The organism is Idiomarina fontislapidosi (assembly GCF_003226255.1).
Classification (GTDB): Bacteria; Pseudomonadota; Gammaproteobacteria; order Enterobacterales; family Alteromonadaceae; genus Idiomarina; species Idiomarina fontislapidosi.
Window position 1 is genome coordinate 171,460 of the sequence record NZ_QJST01000003.1, and the last position, 22,367, is coordinate 193,826.

Below are 22,367 nucleotides of genomic sequence, written 5' to 3' on the forward strand. Positions count from 1 at the left end.
GCTTATGGCTGCTGCAGACGACCAAGAAGAATGCCGTTGCCCGCCACCGGGGTTGCCGATGTGGATGGCGACCTTTGCTGATCTGATGACGCTATTAATGTGCTTTTTCGTATTGTTGCTGGCGTTTTCCGAAATGGATGTTTTGAAGTTTAAACAGATTGCCGGCTCAATGAAGTATGCGCTGGGTGTGCAAAATAAAATTGAAGTTAAAGATATTCCAAAAGGTACGAGTGTTATTGCCCAAGAGTTCCGTCCAGGGCGGCCTGAGCCCACCCCCATTGAAACCATACAGCAACAAACCGTTGAGATGACTCAGCAGATGTTAGAGTTTCAAGAAGGCGAATCTGACTTTGCTGGTGGAAAGCAGACAGAGCGTGGTGGTCAGCAAGCAGATAGTGCGGATGATAAGAAAGCGGCTGAAAGCTCAAAATCGGAACCCGCGATGGAAGACGAAGTTAAGGAGTTAATGGAGCGTATTCGCGAACAGCTTAATGAGAATATTCAAGCGGGAACACTCGAACTCGAGCAACTTGGGCAGCAAATTATCATTCGGATTAAGGAAAATGGTTCGTTTCCTGAGGGTTCAGCTTTCTTACAACCGCAATTTAAACCGGTTATTCGTGAGGTCGCTGAGGCGTTAAAGGATATTCCCGGTGAAGTGACCATTTCGGGACATACCGATAACCAGCCGCTGATTTCTGAGATGTATAGCTCTAAATGGGACTTGTCGGCTAAACGAGCAGTGGCGGTCGCTGAAGAAATGACGTCAGTCGAGGGATTCGACCAGTCGCGTTTAGTGACGATGGGATATTCGGATACTAAGCCGATTGTGCCAAATAACTCGGCCTCTAATCGGGCGCTTAATCGACGGGTCGATATCGCGATTATGCAAGGTAAGGCGAAAGAGTCTGACCCCGTTGATGTGATTGAGTAGCTACGCTAGCTCGCAGGAGCAAAAAATCGTATAATTGGTGGTTTTTATATCAAGCGGAAACTGAGGCCACCATGAAGTTTGTTGTACGGTTGCATGCCGAAATCACGATTAAAAGCCGATCTGTTCGGAAGCGCTACGGCAAAGTGCTTACTAACAACCTACGTAAAGTGTTAGCCGATATCGATTCAGATCTGTATGTAAAGTGGTTGTGGGACCGTATCGAGGTGACCTGCGAATCCGATCATGAGCAGACACGTCAGACGATCATCGACAAACTGGCATGTACGCCCGGAATTTCTTGGTTTGCCGAGGTTATTGAACGCCCCCTAGACGAGTTCGAAGTGTTGTCTGAATGGGTGGCTGGATTCTGGTTAGAGAAAATTGCCCGACAAACCTTTGCCGTGCGAGTAAAACGAAAAGGGCATCATGACTTCTCCTCGCAGCAACTCGAACGTTATCTTGGCGGATACCTACTTCAGCACGAGCCAACCGCGCAGGTGCAACTCAAAGCGCCGGACCACGAAATCACATTGCAAATCATCGAGCAAAATATCCAGTTAGTGGGTGAGCGTAGACTCGGCTTGGGTGGATTTCCTATTCCAACCCAAGAGACAGTGATAAGCCTGATGAGTGGCGGCTTTGATTCGAGTGTTGCAAGCTTTGAATTTATTCGCCGTGGCGCGCGTACGCATTTTTGTTTCTTTAACTTAGGTGGTGATGCACATGAAGTTGCCGTTAAACAAATCTGCCATTATCTGTGGGAGCGCTATAGTAAATCGCACCCCATTAAGTTTGTCAGCGTAGACTTTGCGCCGATTGTCGAAGATATCTTAACAAAGGTCGATAATGGAGCCATGGGTGTAGTGCTCAAGCGACAAATGCTGAGAGCGGCGACACGTGTCGGCTACTTCCTAAAAGCCCAAGCCTTAGTGACCGGTGAAGCCATAGGGCAAGTATCCAGTCAAACATTGGCGAACCTGCAGGTAATCGATAAAGCGACTGAAACCCTCGTTTTACGCCCGCTGATTACCGCTGATAAACAAAGCATCGTTGATCAAGCTAAACGTATTGGCACTGAAGCACTTGCTAAGACTATTCCTGAGTATTGCGGTGTCATCTCCAACAAGCCAACCGTAAAAGCCGATGAGCAAGCTATTTTGGCGGAGGAAGACAAGCTGGATATGAGCTTGATAGAGCAAGTGGTGCGTAATGCTCAAGTATTGAGTATGCAAGATATTGCGGATGCGGCGCAGCAACAGGTTCAATTAAAGCAGACGGCGTCCGCCAAGCCTAAAGTCATTATCGATATTCGCACCGATGAAGAAATTGAAGAACACCCATTGTCGACGTCGCTGGACGTTATTGAAATGCCGTTTTTTAAGGTGCAGTCAGAGTTTGTAAAACTGGATGACTCGAAACATTATCTATTATATTGTTCGCAGGGAGTGATGAGTAAAATGCAAACGTTATTACTGCAGGAAGCGGGTTACGATAACGTTTCGGTGTATGAAGGACAGGACGTTGAGTAACTTAAGTGCCTCCCGCGTGATAGCGCGTGCAATTTTTTTAAGTTTGTTAGTCGCGATCACTTTTGCATTCTTGTGGCAGGTGCCGAGCCACGAGGCGAGCCGTATGCTACCCCACGCCGATAAGTGGGTGCACTTTACTGCGTTTTTCTTGCTAAGTTTCACCCTGCATAAGGCGTTCGACCTATCTGGCAAAGTCGCGATTGCGTTATTGCTGATATATGGCTGCGCGATTGAAGTGATCCAGTATTATATTCCTGGCAGAGGCTCGGACGTGATGGATTGGCTTGCTGATGCAGCAGGCGTTGTCGCCTACTTCTCACTACTGTGGATATTTCGAAAGCGCCGTCATTAACGGCGCTTTTTAGTTTTCTTAGCTTGTTTTTTCTTTTTGACACGCTTTTTATCGGTCGATGGAAATTTATACTGAGGTTTGAGTCCCTCAATAACTCGCCTATCAAGGCGGTGTTCCATGTAGCGCTCAATTTTACCCAGTAGCAGTGCGTCATGTGCCTCGACTAACGAAACCGCCAATCCTTTTTGTCCTGCGCGTGCTGTGCGACCAATACGGTGAACATAGACATCGGCTTGTTTAGGTAAATCGTAGTTGATGACCAATTTAATATCATCAATATCGAGACCCCGAGAAGCAACATCAGTGGCGACCAACACGACATTATCGCGACGTTTGAATTCGATAATCTTTTGCTGCCGCTCCGCATGCGGTAAGTCACCCCGCAAGAACATAACGGGAACCTCTTGTGACTGCAAATAGCTCGCCAAGGCTTGTACACGCTCGCGAGTACGCGCAAAAATGATAGAGCGTCCAGGGTGTTGTTGCAGTAATGCCATCAGCAACTGGCGTTTATGGTCGTCGGTATCAGCAAGGTACGCTTGCTCGATAATCTTGCCTCGTTCACGCTTAGGAGGTGTGACTTCAACCAACTCAGGCTCATTAAGCAGTGAACGCGAGAATGCGGCAACACCTTCGCTGTCAATCGTTGCTGAGCAAAGAATCGCGTGTTGGCGATTACGCGCGTGCATCGCAATATCTTTAACAACGTCTTTGAAGCCCATATCCAACATGCGATCGGCTTCATCAATAACAAGCCACTCGACGGTTTCAAGCGCATATTGTTCGGCTTCTAAGAGGTCGAGTAAACGACCCGGTGTCGCAATCACAATATCATGGCTTTTTTCGAGGCGATTCAGTTGGCTACCATAGTTAACACCACCGGTGACTACGATAGAGGATAAGTTAGTGAGCTCTCGAAACATCTCTGCTTGCTGATAGATTTGCTCGGCAAGTTCGCGCGTCGGTGCCATAATCAGCGCACGCGCCGCGCCCGGTTGCTTGCGCGGAAAATCTATCATGTGTTGCAACACCGGCAGCAAAAACGCCAACGTTTTACCAGTGCCTGTTGGCGAGCTGATAAGCAAATCGTGTCCGTCCATTGCCGCGGGTAAAGCCGCTTGCTGAACTTTAGCAGGCTTATTTAGGCCTGCTGCTTTTAGCACCGAAATCAGTGCGTCATCGAGCTCTAGTTCTTGCCAGTCTGGCGTCATTCAATGCATTCCTAAGATGTTTAAATTTAACGGAGTAATAATACCGGTGTTTTGGCGCGTGAGAGCACTTTTGAAGTCGTGCTGCCCATAAACAACTGGCGTAATTTTGAGTGGCTATAAGCCCCCATGATCAGCATGTCGATATTACGCTCTTGCTGAATATCACGCAAAGTCGATTCGACTTCGCCTGCTCTGATCTCGTAACTTACTTGGTGACGGTACTCTTGCAAGTGGCTTACAGCGGCCTCGACAGAAGCGTTTGCATCCGCCGTCGCGGCTCCCACCATGACGACATGGATCGGCATGCCAACGAATAGCGGGGACTCAGCTAACATTTTAACACCTTTGCGAGATACGTCGCTGCCGTCGAAAGCAAGCATCACATTGGTAGGTGCTTTATACTGCTCAGGAACCGCTAAGATCGGACGACGGACATTGCGTACGATGGTTTCGATTTGATGACCCAAACGGTCGCTGTCGCAGGTTTTAGTGCCGTGCAAACCAATCACGAGCAGTCTTAGCTCATCTTCGAGGGTACCCAATGACTCGGCTAAATCACCGTGGCGCTGACGCAGGTGGACATCGGTTGCACCCAGCTCTTCTGCGTGGCTTTTAGCCGCTTCAAGTAAATGATGGCCGTGCTCCAAGGCAAGTTTATTACGACGTTCATCGAGCTCTGCAAGTTCCTCGAGTAACGACTCACGACTCCCTAAGCCGATGTTTCCAGTCATGTCGGAGTTGACTGGGTAGCGCAGTTCATCGAGAACATGAAAAAGCGTCAGCGGTGTTTGTAGCCGTTGCGCAGACCATGTCGCATACTGAGTAACAGCATGCGCTATGCGCGATTCATCTATACAAGCGATAACGTGTTTCATTCGTGTACCCTAATTAATGTCCAATCAAATCCTTGGCTTCACTTTGGTTATGTTCTCCAAAGCGGTCAACGATGGTGGCACTTGCTTTGTTCAGTCCGATGACGTCAACCTCGGCACCTTCGCGTCTAAATTTAATGACTACGCGGTCGAGTGCGTTAACGGCAGTGATATCCCAAAAGTGTGCTTCGCTCAGGTCGATGACGACTTTATCAACGCCCTCTTTAAAGTCGAACGCGGCGATAAATTTCTCAGAGGAACTGAAAAATACCTGGCCGGCGACTTTGTATGTACGACAAAATGAAGCCTCGTCTAGACTGGACGTCACAGCCATATAATGACCCACTTTATTAGCAAAGAATATAGCGGCTAATAGTACGCCGACAAAAACCCCGAGTGCTAAGTTATGCGTCGCCACAACAACCGCAACGGTCGCCAACATAACTATGTTGGTAGACAGTGGGTGTTGTTTGAGGTTCCTAATTGAATCCCAACTGAATGTGCCGATAGACACCATAATCATTACCGCGACCAGCGCCGCCATTGGAATTTGCTTTAACCACTCGTCTAAAAAGAGAATCAGAACAAGTAAAAATACACCGGCAATCAAAGTCGAGAGTCGCGTGCGGCCCCCTGATTTCACATTAATAATGGATTGACCGATCATTGCACAGCCTGCCATACCGCCTAAGAGGCCTGAACCAATGTTGGCAATACCTTGACCTTTACATTCACGGTTACGATCACTGGTGGTATCGGTAAGGTCATCGACGATGGTGGCTGTCATCAATGACTCAAGCATACCCACTATTGCTAACCCGAGTGAATAAGGGAAAATAATGGCGAGTGTCTCAAAGTTAAGCGGTACATCGGGCCATAAAAAGACAGGTAACGTATCAGGAAGTTCGCCCATATCACCCACAGTGCGCACATCAATACCGAAGTAAATTGCGATAATGGTCAGTGAAAGGATACAAATTAACGGTGATGGCAGGATACGACCAATCACAGGAATGTATGGAAACCCGTAGATAATTGCGAGTCCAGCGACCGTCATCACATAAACATGCCAAGTGACATTGGTGAGTTCAGGTAACTGAGCCATGAAAATAAGTATTGCCAAGGCGTTAACGAATCCGGTAACCACCGAGCGCGATACAAAGCGCATAAGTTCGCCCAACTTCAAATAGCCCGCGATTATTTGCAGCACACCGGTTAGCAAGGTAGCGGCGAGAAGGTACTCTAGCCCATGCTCTTTAACCAAGGTCACCATTAACAGTGCCATTGCACCTGTCGCCGCCGAGATCATACCCGGACGACCGCCCGTGAACGAGATGATGACCGCGATAGCGAATGATGCGTAGAGACCGATTTTGGGATCGACGCCGGCAATTATTGAGAAAGCAATGGCTTCAGGAATCAGCGCTAGAGCGACTACAATACCTGAAAGTACATCGCCACGCAGATTCGAGAACCAGTTTGCCTGGATAGACTTCCACATAAACGTTACCAAATTAAAAATTTAATGAGATGGAGTGCATCTAGTTTGTATGTCACATGTATGGAGCATGCAGTATATTTGAATGACCTGACACGTATGTGACATTGTGGTTAAAGTTCAACCACTGAAGCGCGCGGATTCTAGCACAAGGTAGGATGGTAGGCAAAGATGATAGCGTGCGTGAGGACACGCACGCTATGGGTGAGTTGATTTAGAGCCCGAGTTCAGAGCGGCCTTGCTTAAAGGTAACGTCCACAGGAATACCCGCGCTCGACAGCTTATCCAAATCCGTCTGTAGTTGTGTGCTAATTACGCCAAGGCGCTCAACGAGTTCACTCACTCCTTGATAATTGCCGTCACCTTGAAGTTCGAGAATCTTCTCAGACAAACTCGTCATCGCTGCACGCATCTTCTCCATATCAATCGCGTATTGTCCCTCTGCATTACGGGTAAATGCACCTGCATTGGCAAAATAGTTAAAGCGAATCATATTGGCTTTACCGTGCGCACTTGAGGCGCCAAACCGGACTGAGCGGAAGATGCTCGCCATAAAGGTGGTGTAATAGTCTTCGAGTTTACCTGTCGACAGTTCCCCTTTTTCGAACAACTGAGTGACCATGTACAGGCCTAAGATGTCGGCTTTGCCTTCTTCAAGTGCCGAGGCATGTTCTTTTAAGGCGGCACGTACGGTGCCCTTATCGTTAATTGTATTTTTAATGCCTAAACCGTGTGCCACTTCATGAAACATAGTATTGGCAAAAAACGCATCAAACGTAATGTTTTCACGCTGTTCAGGAACAATAAGTTGCTCGGCAATTGGACGTAGAATTTTGTCAAACTTGGCGCGCATCGCATTTTTAAGTTGCAGACGGCGTGTACCTTTTTCTAGCTGAACATACTCATCGTTAGGCAGGTTAATCGCGATGGTTTTGCTACCTGCATTAGAATGACCCGCAAAATAGACAGCATCATACGCATTTAACTGAGCGTTAGCGCCAGGCATTTCTTGCTTATATTTGTTGTCGACAGGCAGACCGCGTTGCAGTTCTGGTAAAAACTGGGCGTACTTTGCAAGCCGGTCGCTCCACTCTTTATCCTTTATTAGGACGTATGCTTCAAACGCGGTTTTATAACCAAACAGCTGGTCTTCATAGGTTTCGATGGGACCAATAACCACATCGATATCATTATTTTGCATATCCATCCAAGCGAGATCAGATGGTCGGTATTCGTTGCTTAAGAAGGCATCGGCTCTTAGGTTTAAGTACTTAGCAAAGTCTGGGTCTTCAGCCAGTTCTGCTGCCTGCCGTAGTAATTTCGCGGCCTGCTTGAGTTCATCTGCATAGGCTTCGGCGTATGGAACGACAGTGAGTTGGCCGGACCCATCTCGACGAATGAGGGTGTACTCACTGTCTTTCTCTTCGTTATTGAAGTCATTGAACTCAGCTTTTGTCATGTCCGCTGGGTAAAAATTGGCGCCCGAGGGTTTTTGACTGAATTCGCGCAAAAACGGTTTATCACCGTCGAGTCTATCCCAAGGACCATAATTAATATTCGCAAAGGATTGCGCTTGCTCCGGCACTGCACTTAAAAATGACCGTTTACTGTGAGCGAATGCCTGTTGCCAGAACAGGTCGTCCATGATTTTCGCTGCTTCAATCAGTAACCCGAGCATCTCCTTTTGATTGGCAGATAAGTGGGAAATGTCAGAGCTAAGCGTGTAATCGGTGTAGATGCCGAAGCGTCGTTGTGCACCATCTACAACAGAATAGTCAGAAGTTTGCTGCGCCGTCGAGCTGCCCGCTTGCTGTGCTTGAGTGTCTTGTGATGTTGCTTGTTCAGAGCAGGCAGCGAGTGCAAGGACTAACGGTGCAATGGTGAAAATTTGTTTTAACATAAGTTCAACTTTATCGGTATAGTAGTAAAATAAGTCAAAACAATTTAATGCGATGCGGAAAATATCGCAAGTTAGGTAACAAATAAGGGTATGGAAACGAGTCATGACGGCAACCAACGCACTGTATTTACTGATTGAAGACCGAATCCAACGGGATGAGCTCAAACTGCCTGGATTGCCTGAGACAGCAGAGCGGATTCGCACAGCAACCAGTAACCCTGATACCAACTTACAGGAGTTGGCTGCCATTATTCAGCATGACACGGCATTAAGTGCGCGATTGATTCGTTTAGCTAATAGTGCGTATTTGAGCGGGCGTGCACGCGCTGAGAGTTTGATGCAAGCGCTGACGCGTATAGGCTTACGCCGTATCCGAACGTTAGTGGTTGCGATGGCGGTGGAGCAGGTTTTTGATCCCAAAAATGACATCGTGAAACAGTATGCGCAGAAGTTTTTGACGGAGTCGCGTGATATTGCCGCTGCCGCGGTGATTGTCACTCAGCATTTGCATGATCGAGGTTACTGCAATCGCCTGCATCAAGATGTATCGCTTTTGGCGGGGATGGTATGTCGGATTGGTGTTGCGCCGATTTTGAAAATAGCTGATGAGTTTGACGATAGCTTCGCCAACCCCTCATTTATGACACAAACCATTACTCATTTTGACCGCAGTTTGGGCGTGAGTGTTTTGGAGCATTGGCGCTTTGCTCCTAACCTCATCAAGGTGCCGTACTTTTATAATCGAGGGCGCTTTGAAGATCTGAATGACCCACTGGTCGTAAACTACTGCGATATCGTGCATATCGCGAGCCTTCTAACGGGACACTCTAAGCCGATTGATGGCGCAATGACCTTGGCGGAATACCAACAACGCGAAATCATTCCTGTGCATAACTTCTGGGAGGACGACGCCACCCAGAAGCGTTTTCAGGAGCTACGTGCGTCACTTAGCTGAAATACTGAATAAATCGTCCAGTAATGCACCGAGTTCGGCAGAGACGAGTGCGAGGTCACTGTCGAGCTTTTGTTCAGGAGAAGCATCGTTCCAGTCGTCTTGATCATCAAGCAGTTGGTCAGTTGCTTTTAAGCGTTTAAGTGCCCAATCAGCCTCGATTACACACTCAATGTGCTCGTTCCATACCAGACCAAGTTTAACGACTTGCTTACCGGCGGCAGCATGTGCTTGCACATCTTCACGGGTAAGATCCTCTTGTTTACAGCGAATAATGCCACCGTCTGCTTGGGGTGAACGCAGCTCCAGTTCATCACCGAGGTCGAAGCGATCGGGCAATGCCTGTGTCGTCAACCATTCGGTTAATAGCACTTCCGCAGACTCCGCAAGTGCAATCGGTTTAACGGGTAGCGAGCCCAAGCTGGCACGTAATAAACCCAGTAGGTCTTCTGCTTTATTGGCACTTGATTCATCAACAATGACGAGTTGACGTTTTAAATCAATATAGGCCCAGGTTTTGCGGAACTTGCTAAACGCCTGTGGCACTAATTGGTGGGTAATATCTTCTTTCAGGTTTTTCTTCTCTTTACCGTTGACCGGGCGACCTTCGGTTTCCTGAATAGCCTGCACTTTTTGCTCCAGTTCGGCATTAACGACCGCTGCAGGCAAGACTTTTTCTTCACGTTGAGCGCATACTAAATAGCTTTGCTCGACCGCATGATGAAGCACTTCACTTTGCGCGCCAAACACTGAAACCCAACCAAAACTGGTCATATCCTGCCGACCGCAGGGTTTAAATGCGTGTGCCTGAAGTTGTGATTCGAAGTCTTCAGGCAATTGGAATGATTCGCCAAAACGATATACGCGGGCGTTTTTAAACCACATAATTAAGCGCCTTTATCTTAAGATAATAATTGGGAAGGAGAACCGATAAGTTAAGCCGTGCCCCGGTTCACTCGATGCAGTGATTTCGCCATCCAATGTTTGTGTGACCAGGTTGCGCACGATATGCGTGCCCAAGCCACTGCCACCTTGGTTTAGCTTAGTTGTAAAGAATGGGTCAAACAGCTTTTCGAGTTGTTCTTCGTTCATACCGTGACCATTGTCAGAGTATACCACATAGAGTTTATCGGTCTGCTCATCATCGGTTGCGGTGCTGATCACGATACGCATTTCCCCTTCGCTGATCCCCTCGAAACCATGCAGTATCGAATTCATAATCAAGTTAGTAAAAATTTGCGAAAGTGCGCCCGCGGTACAGCGAACATATAAGTTATCGGGACAATCAATGATGACCCGATGGTTTTGCTTCTTAAGCTGCGGCTGCAAAGACTGCACCAAGTCACCGATATAACGCTTTAAATCAATATCGCGAACCGCGTCTGAAGTTTGGTCAACGGCAACTTGCTTAAAGCTACTGATAAGCTCGGAAGCACGGTTGAGGTTATTTTCGAGTAGTTGAATACTCTCGTGGCTCTCTTGGATGTATTTACCTAGTTGTGCCTGGGTCAGCGTTTTGTCGTTTAACATACGCTCGAGATTTTCGAGTTTTTCTTTCAAAAACGAGTTGGCCGTTACACTAATACCGATCGGGGTATTTACGTCATGCGTGATGCCTGCAACAAGGCCCCCCAATGAGGCCATTTTTTCAGACTCAATCAATTGCTGTTGAGTATTCTTTAAGTGGTCAAGGGACGCTTGTAAACGCTCGTTGGATTCCCTCAGGTTGGTTTCCATAGTTCGGCGTTGACTGATTTCTCGTTCTAATTTTTCTTGACGTATTTCTAACTCGTTTTTGCGCTGTTCAAGGTCTAACATCACCTGACTTAAACGAGATGTCTTACGTGCAACTTCCTGTTCGAGGATCGCGTTTTGCTCATCCAACTGTCGATTGGCGAGTTTAAGCTTATGCTGCGTGCGCTCAAGATCCTCTTGGTAATCCTCGATATTATCGATCAATTGGTTATAGGCCTGCTCAATAAGCACGAGCTCATTGTGATGACGTTCATCGAGCTTGATCCGTGATGCGTCTAAGTTATCGAGTCGGAAACTATTAATTTGGCGCGTCAGGTCATTCAATGGCTGGTTCAGCATACGTTGAAACGCAATGCTGAAGAGAATAAGTAAGAACGCGCTCTTGATAATGGCGTTACCCACGATAAATGCCAAACTGATCTTAATGCGGTCGATGGCGATATCACGCGTGGTAAAAAGTGATACATCGCCAACGCGCGTCGAGTGACCTGAAAATTCAAATATAAGCGCATTATAAAAGCCGAAGGTGCCATTTTGTTCTGGCAACACGTACCCTTCAGAGGCTCGTTCGGGCAAATCTTCCACTGATAGTGTCTCACCAATTTGAATAACCGGCTTACCACTTTCGTCTCTTATTAGGACACCGGCAATCGCTGGGATGCTAATGAGGCCGTCAGCAATGGTTTCAATTTGCGGGGTGTTAAATTCCCACAACGAACGCGTTAATGAGCCATTAAAGGTGCTCTGTTGGTTTTGCAGCTCGGCTACCAACACGCGTTTAGTGTCAAAGTATTCTGCGCCAATTTGTACCGCAGTGACTGTAAGCGTCAGTAAAAAATAGACAGACAGAACGCGGGTGAGGAGCGAATAAGATATGCTTTTATAAGCCATAATAAGTTATAATTTTAACGCTGCTTACCAAGTTTAAAGAGTCTTTTTAAACTAATTCATTAGGCGAGCAGACGCAATCTTTATTCCTGTCACAAATATGACATATTTGCGTCATTAAGCTGTCACGAAAAATCACTAAAGTTGTCGCATCTTTCATCTGGGTGTTTAAAAATTCACCAACCTAAGTAAAGGGTCACATATGAAGTTGCTAGCGACAAGTACAGCCATTGCGATGGCTTGCGTTCTATCAACATCGGCATTGGCACAGGATAAAACCTTAGAGCCAGTCGTTGAGAACGCCTCCGATATCAATGAGTCTGCACGCGAGGCTCAGCTCACTGTAGACAAAATCTCTGACTCCATGCAAGAGCGCATGCAGCAGTACAAGCAGATCATGAAAGAAATTGAAGGTCTGCAAGTTTACACCAACCAACTTCAAAACCAGATCAACGACCAACAGGTTGAGATGGCTGACTTGAATCAATCAATTGACCAAGTGAGCTACGTTGAACGCCAAATCACACCGTTGATGATTCGTATGGTTGATGCACTCGATAACTTTATCGAACTTGATGTGCCGTTTTTAGAGCAAGAACGTGAAGAGCGTATTGCAGAATTGCGCGAACTGATGGGCAAAGCCAACGTCGATGTATCTGAGAAGTTCCGTCGCGTTATGGAAGCTTATCAAGTCGAAACTGATTATGGTCGTAACATCGAAGCGTATACTGCTGAGCATTCCGTTGATGGCGATGTGCAAGACGTTACTTTTTTACGTGTAGGTCGCGTTGCGTTGATCTACAAATCACGTGACGGTCAACACCTCGGTGTTTGGGATAACGACAGCAAACAGTGGATGGAACTTGACCAGGCTCATCGTCCAGCTGTTGAAACTGCCATCCGTATCGCACGTAAGCAGGTCGCTCCCGATATGTTGATGCTACCGCTCGTCGTGAATAAAACTGCGTCAACTAACGCTGCCGATTAAGGAGTCCCAAGATGTCGATGAAACCAATGAAACTATTAATCAGCGCAGCACTAACATTAGGTTTGGTAGCTGGCGCGCAAGCGGCACCTAAACCGCAAGATCCTATCAACCTTGATCAGTTGCTTGAGCAGCTAGAGCAAGGCAAGTACGCACAGTCGGAAGAAAACAAAGCCCGCTTAGAGCGTTTCCGTCAGCAGGAGCAAGAGCAAAAGCAAATGTTGCGTGATGCCATCGCTCAGCGTGAGGCGCTTGAACAACAGGCTTCTGATTTAGAGACACGTTTTGAAGGCAACGAGACTAAGTTAGGTAACCTTCAAGACACGTTAACGCAAAGCATGGGTTCACTGAAAGAACTGTTTGGTGTGCTTCAACAAGTCACCAACGACGCTGCTGGTAGCTTCCAAAACTCTGTTATTTCTGCGCAGTATCCAGGACGTGCTGACGAACTGAAGCAGTTATCAGAGCAAATCAGTAATTCATCTAAGCTGGCTTCTATCGAAGACATCGAGAAAGTATGGCTGGCGCTTCAGAAAGAGATGACTGAGTCAGGTAAAATTGCTGAATTCTCAGCTTCAGTCATTGAAGCCGATGGTGAGAAAGAAGTCGAAGACGTTGTACGCGTCGGTTCATTCAACCTTGTCTCTGATGGTGCGTATCTTGAGTACAACGCCAGTACAGGCAACATTGCTGAACTAGTCCGTCAGCCTGCAGGTCGTTTCACTGAAAGTGCAGAAGAATTGCAAGATGCGTCGAATGGCGTTGTGACGTTCGGCTTGGATCCAACCGGTGGTTCGATTCTTGGTTTATTAGTACAGGCGCCTAGCTTGAAAGAGCGCGTCGACCAAGGTGGTACGGTTGGTTACATCATTCTTGGCTTAGGTTTAATCGGTTTACTTATCGCACTTGAGCGTTTCGTCTCACTGATGCTGATTGGTAACAAAGTGAAACGTCAGCTTAAAGCGCCACAGCCAAAAGAAGACAACCCATTAGGTCGTGTGATGCTTATCAAAGATAAGTTCCCTGATGCGGATACCGAAACGCTTGAGCTTAAATTAAGCGAAGGCATCTTACGTGAAGTGCCTAAGATCACGCGTAACCTTACCTTCATCAAGATCATCTCGGTTGTCGCTCCGTTGATGGGTCTATTAGGTACGGTCACGGGTATGATTAATACCTTCCAAGCGATTACCTTGTTTGGTACTGGTGACCCGAAAATGATGGCTGGTGGTATCTCGCAAGCATTGGTAACCACAGTACTTGGTCTGGTTGTCGCAATTCCTATGACATTGTTATTCGCAATGTTGCACACACGCAGTAAAAACATGATCCATATTTTGCAGGAGCAAGCATCAGGCATTATCGCTGAACGCTCTGAGCGAGGAGAATAGTCGTGTTATTTCTGATTGAATTCAGCAATGCGATTAGAGATTTTATCGAGGCCGGCGGGAATGTCCTGCTGGTCATCGGAATCCTAATCTTCAGCATGTGGCTGATGATACTCGAGCGAATTTTCTACTTTTTTAATGGCCACCGCAAAGCCGTAAAAGATGCACGTAAACGTTGGAAAGCGCGTGAAGACAAATCATCTTGGAACGCGGAGCAAATTCGCCAAGCGATGATTTCTCGAGTTGCGTTGGGGTTAGGCGGTAACTTGCCAGTAATTAAGGCGTTGGTTGCCTTATGTCCGCTACTTGGCTTGATGGGTACAGTGACCGGCATGATCGAAGTGTTCGATGTGATGGCTATCACTGGTACCGGGAGTGCTCGCTCAATGGCATCGGGTGTTTCTAAAGCAACAATCCCTACTATGGCCGGTATGGTCGGAGCACTATCTGGAGTATTTGCCGCGACTTGGTTGCAACGCACAACGCGCCGCGAGCGAATGAAACTAGAAGATCGAATTTTATTGGAGCGTCACTGATATGAAACAGCATTTTGCCAACTTAGTTGAAGAAGAAGAGAGCGCCATCGACATGACGCCGATGCTCGACGTGGTCTTTATCATGTTGATCTTCTTTATCGTGACAGCCTCATTCGTGAAAGAGTCAGGTATTGATGTGAACCGCCCAGACGCGGCGACCGCGGTGCAAAAGAACCGTGCCAACATCCTTGTCGCTATCAGTGACTCAAACGAAGTTTGGATTAACAAACGTGAAGTTGATTTGCGCGCGGTTCAAGCAAACATTGAACGTTTATATGCTGAAAATCCGCAAGGCTCAGTTGTTATCCAAGCCGATGAAGAGTCAAATACCAAAACTCTGATTGAAGTCATGGATGCCGCGCGAGCAGCGGGCGTATTTGATGTTTCAGTAGCAACGGATGAGCAGTAATTATGAGATATATTGCCGCGCTATTAGTTGCCGCCGCTGTCACCATCGGGCTGTTTTATTTGATGCAGTCATTAATTAGCTCGGGTGAGGGCGCGATATCGGAGCCGGTAAAGGGTAGCGTTTTGGATTTTGTGCGCACACCTGAACCTGAAGAGGTGCAGGAGAAAGAGCGTAAGCCAGAGCGCCCACCGGAGCCTGAACAGCCACCGGAAGATTTGCCTCAGCCGGACATGAGCTCAGAAGTGGATTCTGATAGCTCAGGGTCGTACGACTTCAGTGCTGATGTTAGTGCCAGTGCGGACATTGGTAACGGTGCATCACTGCAAGCCAGCGATGGTGAATATTTACCGATCGTTAAAGTACAAGCAACGTACCCACGACGCGCGCTGCAACGCGGTATCGAAGGGTATGTCGTGGTTGAGTTTACTGTGACTAAACAAGGCTCGGTGAGAAGCCCTGTTGTCGTCGAGGCAGAACCACAAGGCATCTTCGAAGATTCAGCGATGGAAGCGGTGATGAAGTTCAAGTATAAGCCGCGTGTTATCGATGGTGAGCCGGTTGAAGTAGAAGGTGTGCGTAACCGCATGACTTTCGAAATGAATTAAGGTGAGGTGAGCAATGAAACATCTGTTATTAAGTAGCGTAATTGCTTGGGTGTTGGGAACGACACTGGTTCAACCCGTGTTGGCCCAAAGCACCGAGCGTGTGCCTGCACTACGTGAAAAAGTGTATAGCCAACTGGCTCGTGCTCAACAAGAAGCCGAAGATAACGGCGTGCAAGCCGGCTTAGCTGCGCTCAAATCGGTAGAGGAACGTGCCGATAGCATGAACAGCTACGAGCGCGCGATGCTGTGGAACTTCTACGGATACACCTACTACGATAATGAGCAAGTGGATAAGGCAATTGAATACTTTGATAAGGTTGTTCAAGAGTCGCCCATTCCTGAGTCATTAAAAAAGAGCACATTGTTTAGCTTGGCTCAATTAAGCCTGACTCAAGGAAATTTCGAAGAGACGTTAAGCTATTTGGATAGCTGGGAAAAAGTCGCTAATGCAGACGAGTTGAATAAAGCGTGGGTGTTAAAAGCACAAGCGTTGTATCAAGCCGAACAGTTTGCTGAGGCGCTCCCATTTATTGAGAAAGCGATTGCCGCTGCAGATAAAGAAGATAAAGCGCCGCAAGAGAACTGGTTGATCCTTGCACGCGCTATTCACTATGAGCTTAAGCAAACTGAACAAGTAGCGGCTGTCCTTGAGCGATTAGTGAAGCTCTACAGCAAGCCGGAGTATTGGCTTCAGTTAGCGGGTGTCTTCGGTCAACTTGATCAAACTAAGAAACAACTTGCTGTACTTGAGGCGGCGAATCAACAAGGCTTTATCAATACGCCAGGTGAACTCCGTAATTTGGCCCAGGTTTATTACATCAATCAGCTGCCGTACAAAGCCGCAAAAACGATGCAAGAAGGTTTTGACGCCGACAAGATTGAAACTAACTTGGCTAACCGCAAGTTCTACGCGCAAAGTTTGATGCAAGCCCGTGAGTATCAGCAAGCACTGGACGCCTATTTGTGGGCGGACGAAGTCAGCGAAGATGGCGAAATGTTGGCTCAAGCGGCTCATGTTGCGCTTAACTTAGATGAAAACGAACGTGCTACAACGCTTGCCAAAAAGGCGCTCGATAAGGGCGAAGTGCGTAATGAAGGCAACTTGTGGTTATTGCAGGGCATGGCTGCGGTGAACCAGCGCGAGTACAAGCAAGCGGTTGAATCTTTTGAGAAAGCGATTGAGTTCCCAGAGAGTAAAGCAGCCGCTCAACAGTGGCAACGTTATGCAAAAAGCCAAGTTGACTATCAAGCGCGTGTTAACGAAACCGCAATGAATTAGTCACACTTTTGCAATAAAAGGTACATAAAGTAAGAAAACTGTAATAAAATCTACACGATGTTTTAATTAAACATTCATTTTCACGCGTGGTTCACGGTAGACATCGTAGACTGCGCCAATGACTGAAAACAATCGTGTGGATTTTATGCTTCGTTACGTTTTATGTGCAGCACTCATGTGTGGCTCGGTGAGCGCACTCGCTGACACCCAAAGTGATGCGTTAACTGTTTATGGCCGCGCAAACGTGGGCCTGCTTTACAGTGACATTGCTGATCAAGATGATACGGAAGTCAAAAGCTATACATCCCGCTTTGGCTTAAAAGGTCAACAGAACCTCGATAATAACCTCGAAGTTTTCTATCAATTTGAGTGGGGCGTCGACCTCGCAGGCTTTGATGAGGACGACTCCATAAGTGATCGTAACCAAATCGTTGGTTTACGTGGCGACTTTGGTACTGTCATGCTGGGCCGTTACGATACCTTCCTGAAAGACTCTCAAGGCGCTATTGACCAGTTCAAAGACTATACCGCAGACCTTAAGTACTTGTTCGAAGGTGAAGTTCGCGCTGATAACAGTCTGACTTATTACTCGCCCGCCTATAAAGGCTTCAAACTGGGCTTTACCTACGTATTTTCGGACGATGATAGTATAGACGACGGTCAATCGTTTGGCCTCATTTACGGGGATGAAAAGCTCAAAAAGAGTAACGTTTATGCCGCGTTAGCATTTGATAACGAAGTGGACGGCTTTGATATCGTACAACTTTCCGTTGCCACTAAAGTCACTGGTTTTAAGTTAGGTTTTGCTGCACAAGATTATCGGTCAGTAGATGGCTTAATCAGCGCCCAGGGCGTTTTGTTGAGTGCCGCTAAACGCTATGGCGCATGGGTGCCTAAGGTTCAGTATCAAGTTATTAAAGATGATGAGCGAGATCATTCGATCTCTATCGGCAGTGATTACTACCTCGGTGATAACACACGTTTGTTTGCCTTTTACACCGCTCGTAACCGCGACATTCAGCAGCAGATAACAGAAGACTACCTTTCTGTTGGTATACGCCACGATTTTTCTTGGTAAGATAGATGGGGCATGAGTAGCCGACCGATGGCTGTTCAGTCTATTGAGCCAGATAACCGAGTGATGCCATGACGAATCTTATCGTACTTGCGATTTATTTACTTATTGGTGTGGTGATTAAACGCGCTGGAAAGTTCCCCGATAATACCGCGCAAGTACTCAACTTGTATGTCATCTACGCCGCTTTGCCCGGCGTTATTTTCACTAAAATTCCTGATTTACACTTTTCCTCTGATTTAATTATCCCAATTATTACGCCGTGGTTATTGCTGGCGATGAGCGCTGCGATGGTCTTGGTACTAAGTCGTTGGTTTAAGTGGCGCCGCGAAGTGACCGGCGCTTTGTTAATCTGTGTACCGCTCGGTAATACATCATTCTTTGGCTTTCCGATGATCGAGGCGTTTTATGGTAGCGATGCCATTGTTTACGGTTTGCTTTATGATCAGTTTGGCTCATTTTTCGGTTTAGCAATCTACTCGACGATTATCATTGCGTTCTATCGTCCAAGCGCAGAGGGCGAACCGGTACAACGCCCAAGTGTCATAGACATCATTAAAAAAATTGTTTTATTTCCACCCTTTATTGCACTCATCATCGCGTTGCTGATTAAAGACATGGCGTACCCAGAGGTATTCTCGGTATTAACCGAGTCCTTAGCGGTAACCTTGGTGCCGGTTATTATGGTGGCGGTCGGATTCCAATTAAAATTTCGTCTGCCAAAGGGCAGTAAAACACCGCTGACCGTAGGGTTGTTAGTTAAGTTATTGGTGATGCCCGCGGTGACTTTACTGGTGTTAGCATCGACAACGGGATTGGACGATATACTGGTGCAAGTCACCATTTTTGAAGCGGCGATGCCACCGATGATTACGGCAGGTGCCGTGGCTATTATGGCTGGGCTCGCGCCGATTTTGTCCGCTGCAATGGTGGGGTACGGAATCTTGTTCGCGTTTGTTACTTTGCCTCTTCTACATCAATTATTGCAGTGGCTGCAATGAACTCGTGACAATGTCACAAAAGTGACCTAGTTTAATAAAAATGTCACAATAATTGTTAATACTATGTCGCATAGTTTAACGAGTCAGGAAACCAATCAATGCCGCGTAGAATTCTCATAGTAGAAGATGAAGCACCTATTCGCGAAATGCTGAGTTTTGTTATGGAGCAGCACGGCTATCAAGCCGTAGAAGCAAAAGATTACGACAGTGGTCTTGCCAAAATTGCCGAACCTTATCCCGATATGGTTTTGTTAGATTGGATGCTACCCGGTGGTTCAGGTATTCAGTTAGCTAGAAAGATTAAAAGCGATGACTTCACACGTAATATCCCGATTATTATGCTGACTGCGCGTGGCGAAGAAGAAGATAAAGTACGTGGACTTGAAGTCGGTGCCGACGATTACATTACCAAACCGTTTTCACCAAAAGAGTTAATGGCTCGGATGCGTGCGGTATTCCGCCGCGTTGCACCAACGGTACTTGATGAACCGTTAGAAATTGAAGGCTTAAAACTCGATCCAGTTTCCCATCGTATTTCGACACAAGACCACAGTATCGATATGGGGCCAACCGAGTTTAAACTGCTACACTTTTTTATGACTCACCCAGAGCGCGTCTATAGCCGTGAACAGCTGCTAGACCAAGTCTGGGGTACAAATGTTTACGTTGAAGACCGCACTGTTGATGTGCATATTCGTCGCTTACGCAAAGCATTGCATGAGCATGGTTACGATCGTTTAATTCAAACGGTACGTGGCGTCGGCTATCGCTTTTCAAGCCGGTAATTAGACGTTTATGGATAGGGAATACAGCAGCTTTGGTGCGCTTAAAGGATTAGTACTTTATTTGTTGCCCTTTGCCATTATTGGCGCCATATTGGGCATCTTTTGGCAGGCGATGTCCCTATCCATGGCTGGCCTCTTGGTCTGGCATTATTATTACCAACAAAAGCTCACCGATTGGCTTTGGAATAGCCGCAACATGATGCCTCCGACTGCGCCTGGCAGTTGGTCTTATATCTACGATGGCATCTACCGAAATCAGCGTCGTAGCCAACAGCGTCGTCGCTCTCTTGCACAGTTGTTACGCCGTTTCCGTGAAGCCGCCGAGGCACTGCCTGATGCCGCTATCGTGTTTCGTCGCGATGGTTCTTTACTGTGGAGTAACCAGCTCGCACAGTTTTACTTTGGCTTGAAGTGGCCCGATGATGCGGGGATGCGTTTATCAAACTTAATTCGCCACCCGGAATTTTTCAGCTATTTGAGTAAAGGTAACTTCGAGGAAGCGCTTACCATACCCTCGCCGGCACGTGATTCGCTTGATATCGAAATTCGCGTCATGCCTTACAGTGATGATCAGTACTTACTCGTTGCGCGTGACGTCACGCAAATTAAGCAGTTGGATAACTTGCGAAAAGATTTTGTGGCCAATGTCTCGCACGAATTGAAAACACCTTTGACGGTGCTGCAAGGCTATCTCGAGATGGTGGAAGACCCGTCTATGACGCCGCCCGGTATGATGACTAAGGCGGTGGGTGAAATGCAGCGTCAAAGTGAGCGCATGCGCTTGCTTATTGACCAGTTATTGGAGCTTTCCCGCATGGAGACGCCTTCTCATGACGTGTTTGATCGCGTTGTCGATGCGCCGGTGCTGCTGCAACAACTGCAAACCGAGGCCGAGAAGCTAGGTAAAGCAAAATCGATTAACGTTCATTTTGATATCGCACCGATTAAAGTTTACGGCAAAGAGGATGCGCTAAGAAGCGCTATGCAGAACCTCATCACTAACGCGATTCGATATAACCACGAAGGCGGTGATATCAGAGTGACGTGGCAAATGGTGGGCAGTGAAGTTGAGTTCAGTGTTGAGGATACCGGACCCGGTATCGCGTCTGAGCACTTACCTCGTTTGACCGAGCGCTTTTATCGCGTTGATAAAGATAGAAACAGTGAGCGAGGCGGCACCGGGTTGGGTCTGTCTATCGTTAAACAGGCACTGCAACATCATAACTGCGAATTGCAAGTTAACAGTGCGTTAGGTAAAGGTTCGCGCTTTTGGTTTAGGTTGCCGGCGGGATTGAGAGTTACAAATAAGCGTCATTAAACTGACTTTTTTTTGTCATAATTGTCATTAAACTGTCACACAATTCTCATAAACTGCTATCAATCCGATCAACTCGTTTCGTGACGGTCACGTAAGGATAAACACCATGAACAGGTTCAACAAGGCAGTGAAACAAGTTCTAGGACTGAGTGCAATCATTGCACTAACAAGTCCTGCTTATGCCACGGATGACTTACCTAAATACGAGAAAGTATCAGGTTTGTCGGGTAACTTGTCTTCGGTCGGCTCAGATACACTCGCTAATTTGATGACGTTTTGGGGTGAAGAGTTCAAACGCATGTACCCCAGCGTAAATATTCAAATTCAGGCGGCCGGTTCGTCGACCGCGCCTCCCGCACTTACCGAAGGCACCGCGAGCTTCGGTCCCATGAGTCGGGCAATGAAGTCAAAAGAGATTGAAGCGTTTGAACAGCGTCATGGATATAAGCCAACACCTATTCGAGTCGCAATCGATGCGCTGGCAGTGTTTGTTCATAAAGATAACCCGATAGAGGGTTTATCAATCGCAGAAGTGGATGGCATTTTTTCCTCCACTCGCAAGTGTGGCTTTCCAGAGCCGGTTACGCGTTGGGGTCAGTTAGGCTTAGAAGGCGAGTGGGCGACTAAAGATTTGCAACTTTACGGTCGCAATTCTGTATCTGGAACCTATGGTTATTTTAAAGAAGCGGGTTTGTGCGACGGTGACTTTAAAGCCAATGTAAACGAGCAGCCGGGCTCTGCTTCAGTGGTGCAATCAATATCAACGTCGTTGAACGCGGTAGGTTATTCAGGTATCGGTTATGTGACTTCGGGTGTTCGCACGGTGCCTATCGCACGCGGCGATGGCCATGAGTTTGTCGAAGCGACACGAACTAACGCGTTAGCCGGTAAATATCCGCTGTCACGTTTTTTATATGTGTATGTAAATAAGCACCCTAATCAACCGCTCAGTAAAGCAGAAGGCGAGTTCGTAAAAATGATTCTGTCGCGGGAAGGACAGGATATTGTTGATAAGGACGGTTACATCGCGCTTCCGCGCGCCGTCGTCGATGTGGAATTAAAAAAGTTAGGCTTACACAACGCCGATTAAAATCG

The 22,367-nt window shown here is 47.2% G+C and carries 21 protein-coding genes; 15 read left to right on the top strand and 6 right to left on the bottom strand.

Translation table 11 applies throughout. The annotated features are described in order from the left end of the window. The first annotated feature begins 4 nt into the window (after positions 1-4). The 3 genes from DFP83_RS05460 (at position 5) to DFP83_RS05470 (ending at position 2,815) form a co-directional block, all read left to right on the top strand. Positions 5-934 (top strand): flagellar motor protein MotB, encoded by a 930-nt coding sequence (locus tag DFP83_RS05460; protein WP_110573953.1) that lies wholly within the window; start codon positions 5-7, stop codon positions 932-934. Between the two features lie 71 nt (positions 935-1,005). Then, positions 1,006-2,463 carry a tRNA uracil 4-sulfurtransferase ThiI gene (gene thiI / locus DFP83_RS05465; RefSeq protein ID WP_110573955.1) on the top strand — a complete coding sequence of 486 codons (1,458 nt, stop codon included), beginning with the start codon at positions 1,006-1,008 and terminating at the stop codon, positions 2,461-2,463. Then, a complete protein-coding gene (locus DFP83_RS05470; protein WP_241971590.1) occupies positions 2,456-2,815 on the top strand; it encodes a VanZ family protein in 360 nt (119 codons plus the stop codon). The genes thiI and DFP83_RS05470 overlap by 8 nt, the downstream gene beginning before the upstream one ends. On the opposite strand, the gene srmB is transcribed toward DFP83_RS05470, so the two are convergent. The 4 genes from srmB to DFP83_RS05490 form a co-directional block, all read right to left on the bottom strand. Continuing rightward, complete coding sequence (gene srmB / locus DFP83_RS05475) at positions 2,812-4,026, bottom strand: ATP-dependent RNA helicase SrmB (protein WP_110573957.1); 1,215 nt, start codon at positions 4,024-4,026, stop codon at positions 2,812-2,814. The genes DFP83_RS05470 and srmB overlap by 4 nt on opposite strands. 26 nt (positions 4,027-4,052) lie before the next feature. Beyond that, positions 4,053-4,901 carry a universal stress protein gene (locus tag DFP83_RS05480; protein ID WP_110573959.1) on the bottom strand — a complete coding sequence of 283 codons (849 nt, stop codon included), beginning with the start codon at positions 4,899-4,901 and terminating at the stop codon, positions 4,053-4,055. Positions 4,902-4,914: 13 nt separating this feature from the next. Continuing rightward, positions 4,915-6,399: a SulP family inorganic anion transporter gene (locus tag DFP83_RS05485; protein WP_110573961.1), complete on the bottom strand. Its 1,485-nt coding sequence runs from the start codon at positions 6,397-6,399 to the stop codon at positions 4,915-4,917. A gap of 211 nt (positions 6,400-6,610) precedes the next feature. After that, on the bottom strand, positions 6,611-8,296 hold the full coding sequence (locus DFP83_RS05490) for a dipeptidyl-peptidase 3 family protein (protein ID WP_110574046.1): 1,686 nt from the start codon (positions 8,294-8,296) through the stop codon (positions 6,611-6,613). Positions 8,297-8,399: 103 nt separating this feature from the next. Between DFP83_RS05490 and DFP83_RS05495 the strand changes: the two genes are divergently transcribed. Further along, positions 8,400-9,251 (top strand): HDOD domain-containing protein, encoded by an 852-nt coding sequence (locus DFP83_RS05495; RefSeq protein WP_110573963.1) that lies wholly within the window; start codon positions 8,400-8,402, stop codon positions 9,249-9,251. Here DFP83_RS05495 and rdgC read toward each other — a convergent pair. Beyond that, on the bottom strand, positions 9,240-10,133 hold the full coding sequence (rdgC, locus tag DFP83_RS05500; RefSeq protein ID WP_110573965.1) for a recombination-associated protein RdgC: 894 nt from the start codon (positions 10,131-10,133) through the stop codon (positions 9,240-9,242). The two genes, DFP83_RS05495 and rdgC, sit on opposite strands and share 12 nt — an antisense overlap. Before the next feature lie 12 nt (positions 10,134-10,145). Further along, on the bottom strand, positions 10,146-11,894 hold the full coding sequence (locus tag DFP83_RS05505; protein ID WP_110573967.1) for a sensor histidine kinase: 1,749 nt from the start codon (positions 11,892-11,894) through the stop codon (positions 10,146-10,148). Positions 11,895-12,093: 199 nt separating this feature from the next. On the opposite strand from DFP83_RS05505, the gene DFP83_RS05510 reads away from it, so the two are divergent. The 11 genes from DFP83_RS05510 (at position 12,094) to DFP83_RS05560 (ending at position 22,362) form a co-directional block, all read left to right on the top strand. Next, positions 12,094-12,879, top strand: coding sequence for a DUF3450 domain-containing protein (locus DFP83_RS05510; protein ID WP_110573969.1), 786 nt, complete (start codon positions 12,094-12,096; stop codon positions 12,877-12,879). Positions 12,880-12,890: 11 nt separating this feature from the next. After that, a complete protein-coding gene (locus tag DFP83_RS05515; protein ID WP_110573971.1) occupies positions 12,891-14,267 on the top strand; it encodes a MotA/TolQ/ExbB proton channel family protein in 1,377 nt (458 codons plus the stop codon). A gap of 2 nt (positions 14,268-14,269) precedes the next feature. After that, the gene (locus tag DFP83_RS05520; RefSeq protein WP_110573973.1) at positions 14,270-14,800 is read left to right on the top strand and encodes a MotA/TolQ/ExbB proton channel family protein; all 531 of its coding nucleotides are present in this window, start codon (positions 14,270-14,272) and stop codon (positions 14,798-14,800) included. Position 14,801: 1 nt separating this feature from the next. Next, positions 14,802-15,209, top strand: coding sequence for an ExbD/TolR family protein (locus tag DFP83_RS05525; RefSeq protein ID WP_110573975.1), 408 nt, complete (start codon positions 14,802-14,804; stop codon positions 15,207-15,209). Between the two features lie 2 nt (positions 15,210-15,211). After that, positions 15,212-15,814, top strand: coding sequence for an energy transducer TonB (locus DFP83_RS05530; protein WP_181416376.1), 603 nt, complete (start codon positions 15,212-15,214; stop codon positions 15,812-15,814). 13 nt (positions 15,815-15,827) lie between these two features. Next, positions 15,828-17,093 carry a tetratricopeptide repeat protein gene (locus tag DFP83_RS05535; RefSeq protein ID WP_110573979.1) on the top strand — a complete coding sequence of 422 codons (1,266 nt, stop codon included), beginning with the start codon at positions 15,828-15,830 and terminating at the stop codon, positions 17,091-17,093. 118 nt (positions 17,094-17,211) lie between these two features. Continuing rightward, the gene (locus DFP83_RS05540) at positions 17,212-18,171 is read left to right on the top strand and encodes a porin (RefSeq protein WP_241971591.1); all 960 of its coding nucleotides are present in this window, start codon (positions 17,212-17,214) and stop codon (positions 18,169-18,171) included. A gap of 68 nt (positions 18,172-18,239) precedes the next feature. Continuing rightward, positions 18,240-19,169, top strand: a complete 930-nt coding sequence (locus DFP83_RS05545) for an AEC family transporter (protein ID WP_110573981.1) — start codon at positions 18,240-18,242, stop codon at positions 19,167-19,169. Positions 19,170-19,267: 98 nt separating this feature from the next. Continuing rightward, positions 19,268-19,954 (top strand): phosphate regulon transcriptional regulator PhoB, encoded by a 687-nt coding sequence (phoB, locus tag DFP83_RS05550; RefSeq protein WP_110573983.1) that lies wholly within the window; start codon positions 19,268-19,270, stop codon positions 19,952-19,954. 10 nt (positions 19,955-19,964) lie between these two features. Then, a complete protein-coding gene (gene phoR / locus DFP83_RS05555; protein WP_110573985.1) occupies positions 19,965-21,272 on the top strand; it encodes a phosphate regulon sensor histidine kinase PhoR in 1,308 nt (435 codons plus the stop codon). Positions 21,273-21,378: 106 nt separating this feature from the next. Further along, positions 21,379-22,362 (top strand): PstS family phosphate ABC transporter substrate-binding protein, encoded by a 984-nt coding sequence (locus DFP83_RS05560; RefSeq protein ID WP_110573987.1) that lies wholly within the window; start codon positions 21,379-21,381, stop codon positions 22,360-22,362. Positions 22,363-22,367: the final 5 nt, after the last annotated feature.

What these genes read in the sequence shown, in the direction of transcription:
- DFP83_RS05460 (WP_110573953.1), top strand. Translation starts at nt 5, where the DNA reads ATGGCTGCTGCAGACGACCAAGAAGAATGCCGTTGCCCGCCACCGGGG.
- thiI (WP_110573955.1), top strand. Translation starts at nt 1,006, where the DNA reads ATGAAGTTTGTTGTACGGTTGCATGCCGAAATCACGATTAAAAGCCGA.
- srmB (WP_110573957.1), bottom strand. Translation starts at nt 4,026, where the DNA reads ATGACGCCAGACTGGCAAGAACTAGAGCTCGATGACGCACTGATTTCG.
- DFP83_RS05480 (WP_110573959.1), bottom strand. Translation starts at nt 4,901, where the DNA reads ATGAAACACGTTATCGCTTGTATAGATGAATCGCGCATAGCGCATGCT.
- DFP83_RS05485 (WP_110573961.1), bottom strand. Translation starts at nt 6,399, where the DNA reads ATGTGGAAGTCTATCCAGGCAAACTGGTTCTCGAATCTGCGTGGCGAT.
- DFP83_RS05490 (WP_110574046.1), bottom strand. Translation starts at nt 8,296, where the DNA reads ATGTTAAAACAAATTTTCACCATTGCACCGTTAGTCCTTGCACTCGCT.
- DFP83_RS05495 (WP_110573963.1), top strand. Translation starts at nt 8,400, where the DNA reads ATGACGGCAACCAACGCACTGTATTTACTGATTGAAGACCGAATCCAA.
- rdgC (WP_110573965.1), bottom strand. Translation starts at nt 10,133, where the DNA reads ATGTGGTTTAAAAACGCCCGCGTATATCGTTTTGGCGAATCATTCCAA.
- DFP83_RS05505 (WP_110573967.1), bottom strand. Translation starts at nt 11,894, where the DNA reads ATGGCTTATAAAAGCATATCTTATTCGCTCCTCACCCGCGTTCTGTCT.
- DFP83_RS05510 (WP_110573969.1), top strand. Translation starts at nt 12,094, where the DNA reads ATGAAGTTGCTAGCGACAAGTACAGCCATTGCGATGGCTTGCGTTCTA.
- DFP83_RS05515 (WP_110573971.1), top strand. Translation starts at nt 12,891, where the DNA reads ATGTCGATGAAACCAATGAAACTATTAATCAGCGCAGCACTAACATTA.
- DFP83_RS05525 (WP_110573975.1), top strand. Translation starts at nt 14,802, where the DNA reads ATGAAACAGCATTTTGCCAACTTAGTTGAAGAAGAAGAGAGCGCCATC.
- DFP83_RS05530 (WP_181416376.1), top strand. Translation starts at nt 15,212, where the DNA reads ATGAGATATATTGCCGCGCTATTAGTTGCCGCCGCTGTCACCATCGGG.
- DFP83_RS05535 (WP_110573979.1), top strand. Translation starts at nt 15,828, where the DNA reads ATGAAACATCTGTTATTAAGTAGCGTAATTGCTTGGGTGTTGGGAACG.
- DFP83_RS05540 (WP_241971591.1), top strand. Translation starts at nt 17,212, where the DNA reads ATGACTGAAAACAATCGTGTGGATTTTATGCTTCGTTACGTTTTATGT.
- DFP83_RS05545 (WP_110573981.1), top strand. Translation starts at nt 18,240, where the DNA reads ATGACGAATCTTATCGTACTTGCGATTTATTTACTTATTGGTGTGGTG.
- phoB (WP_110573983.1), top strand. Translation starts at nt 19,268, where the DNA reads ATGCCGCGTAGAATTCTCATAGTAGAAGATGAAGCACCTATTCGCGAA.
- phoR (WP_110573985.1), top strand. Translation starts at nt 19,965, where the DNA reads ATGGATAGGGAATACAGCAGCTTTGGTGCGCTTAAAGGATTAGTACTT.
- DFP83_RS05560 (WP_110573987.1), top strand. Translation starts at nt 21,379, where the DNA reads ATGAACAGGTTCAACAAGGCAGTGAAACAAGTTCTAGGACTGAGTGCA.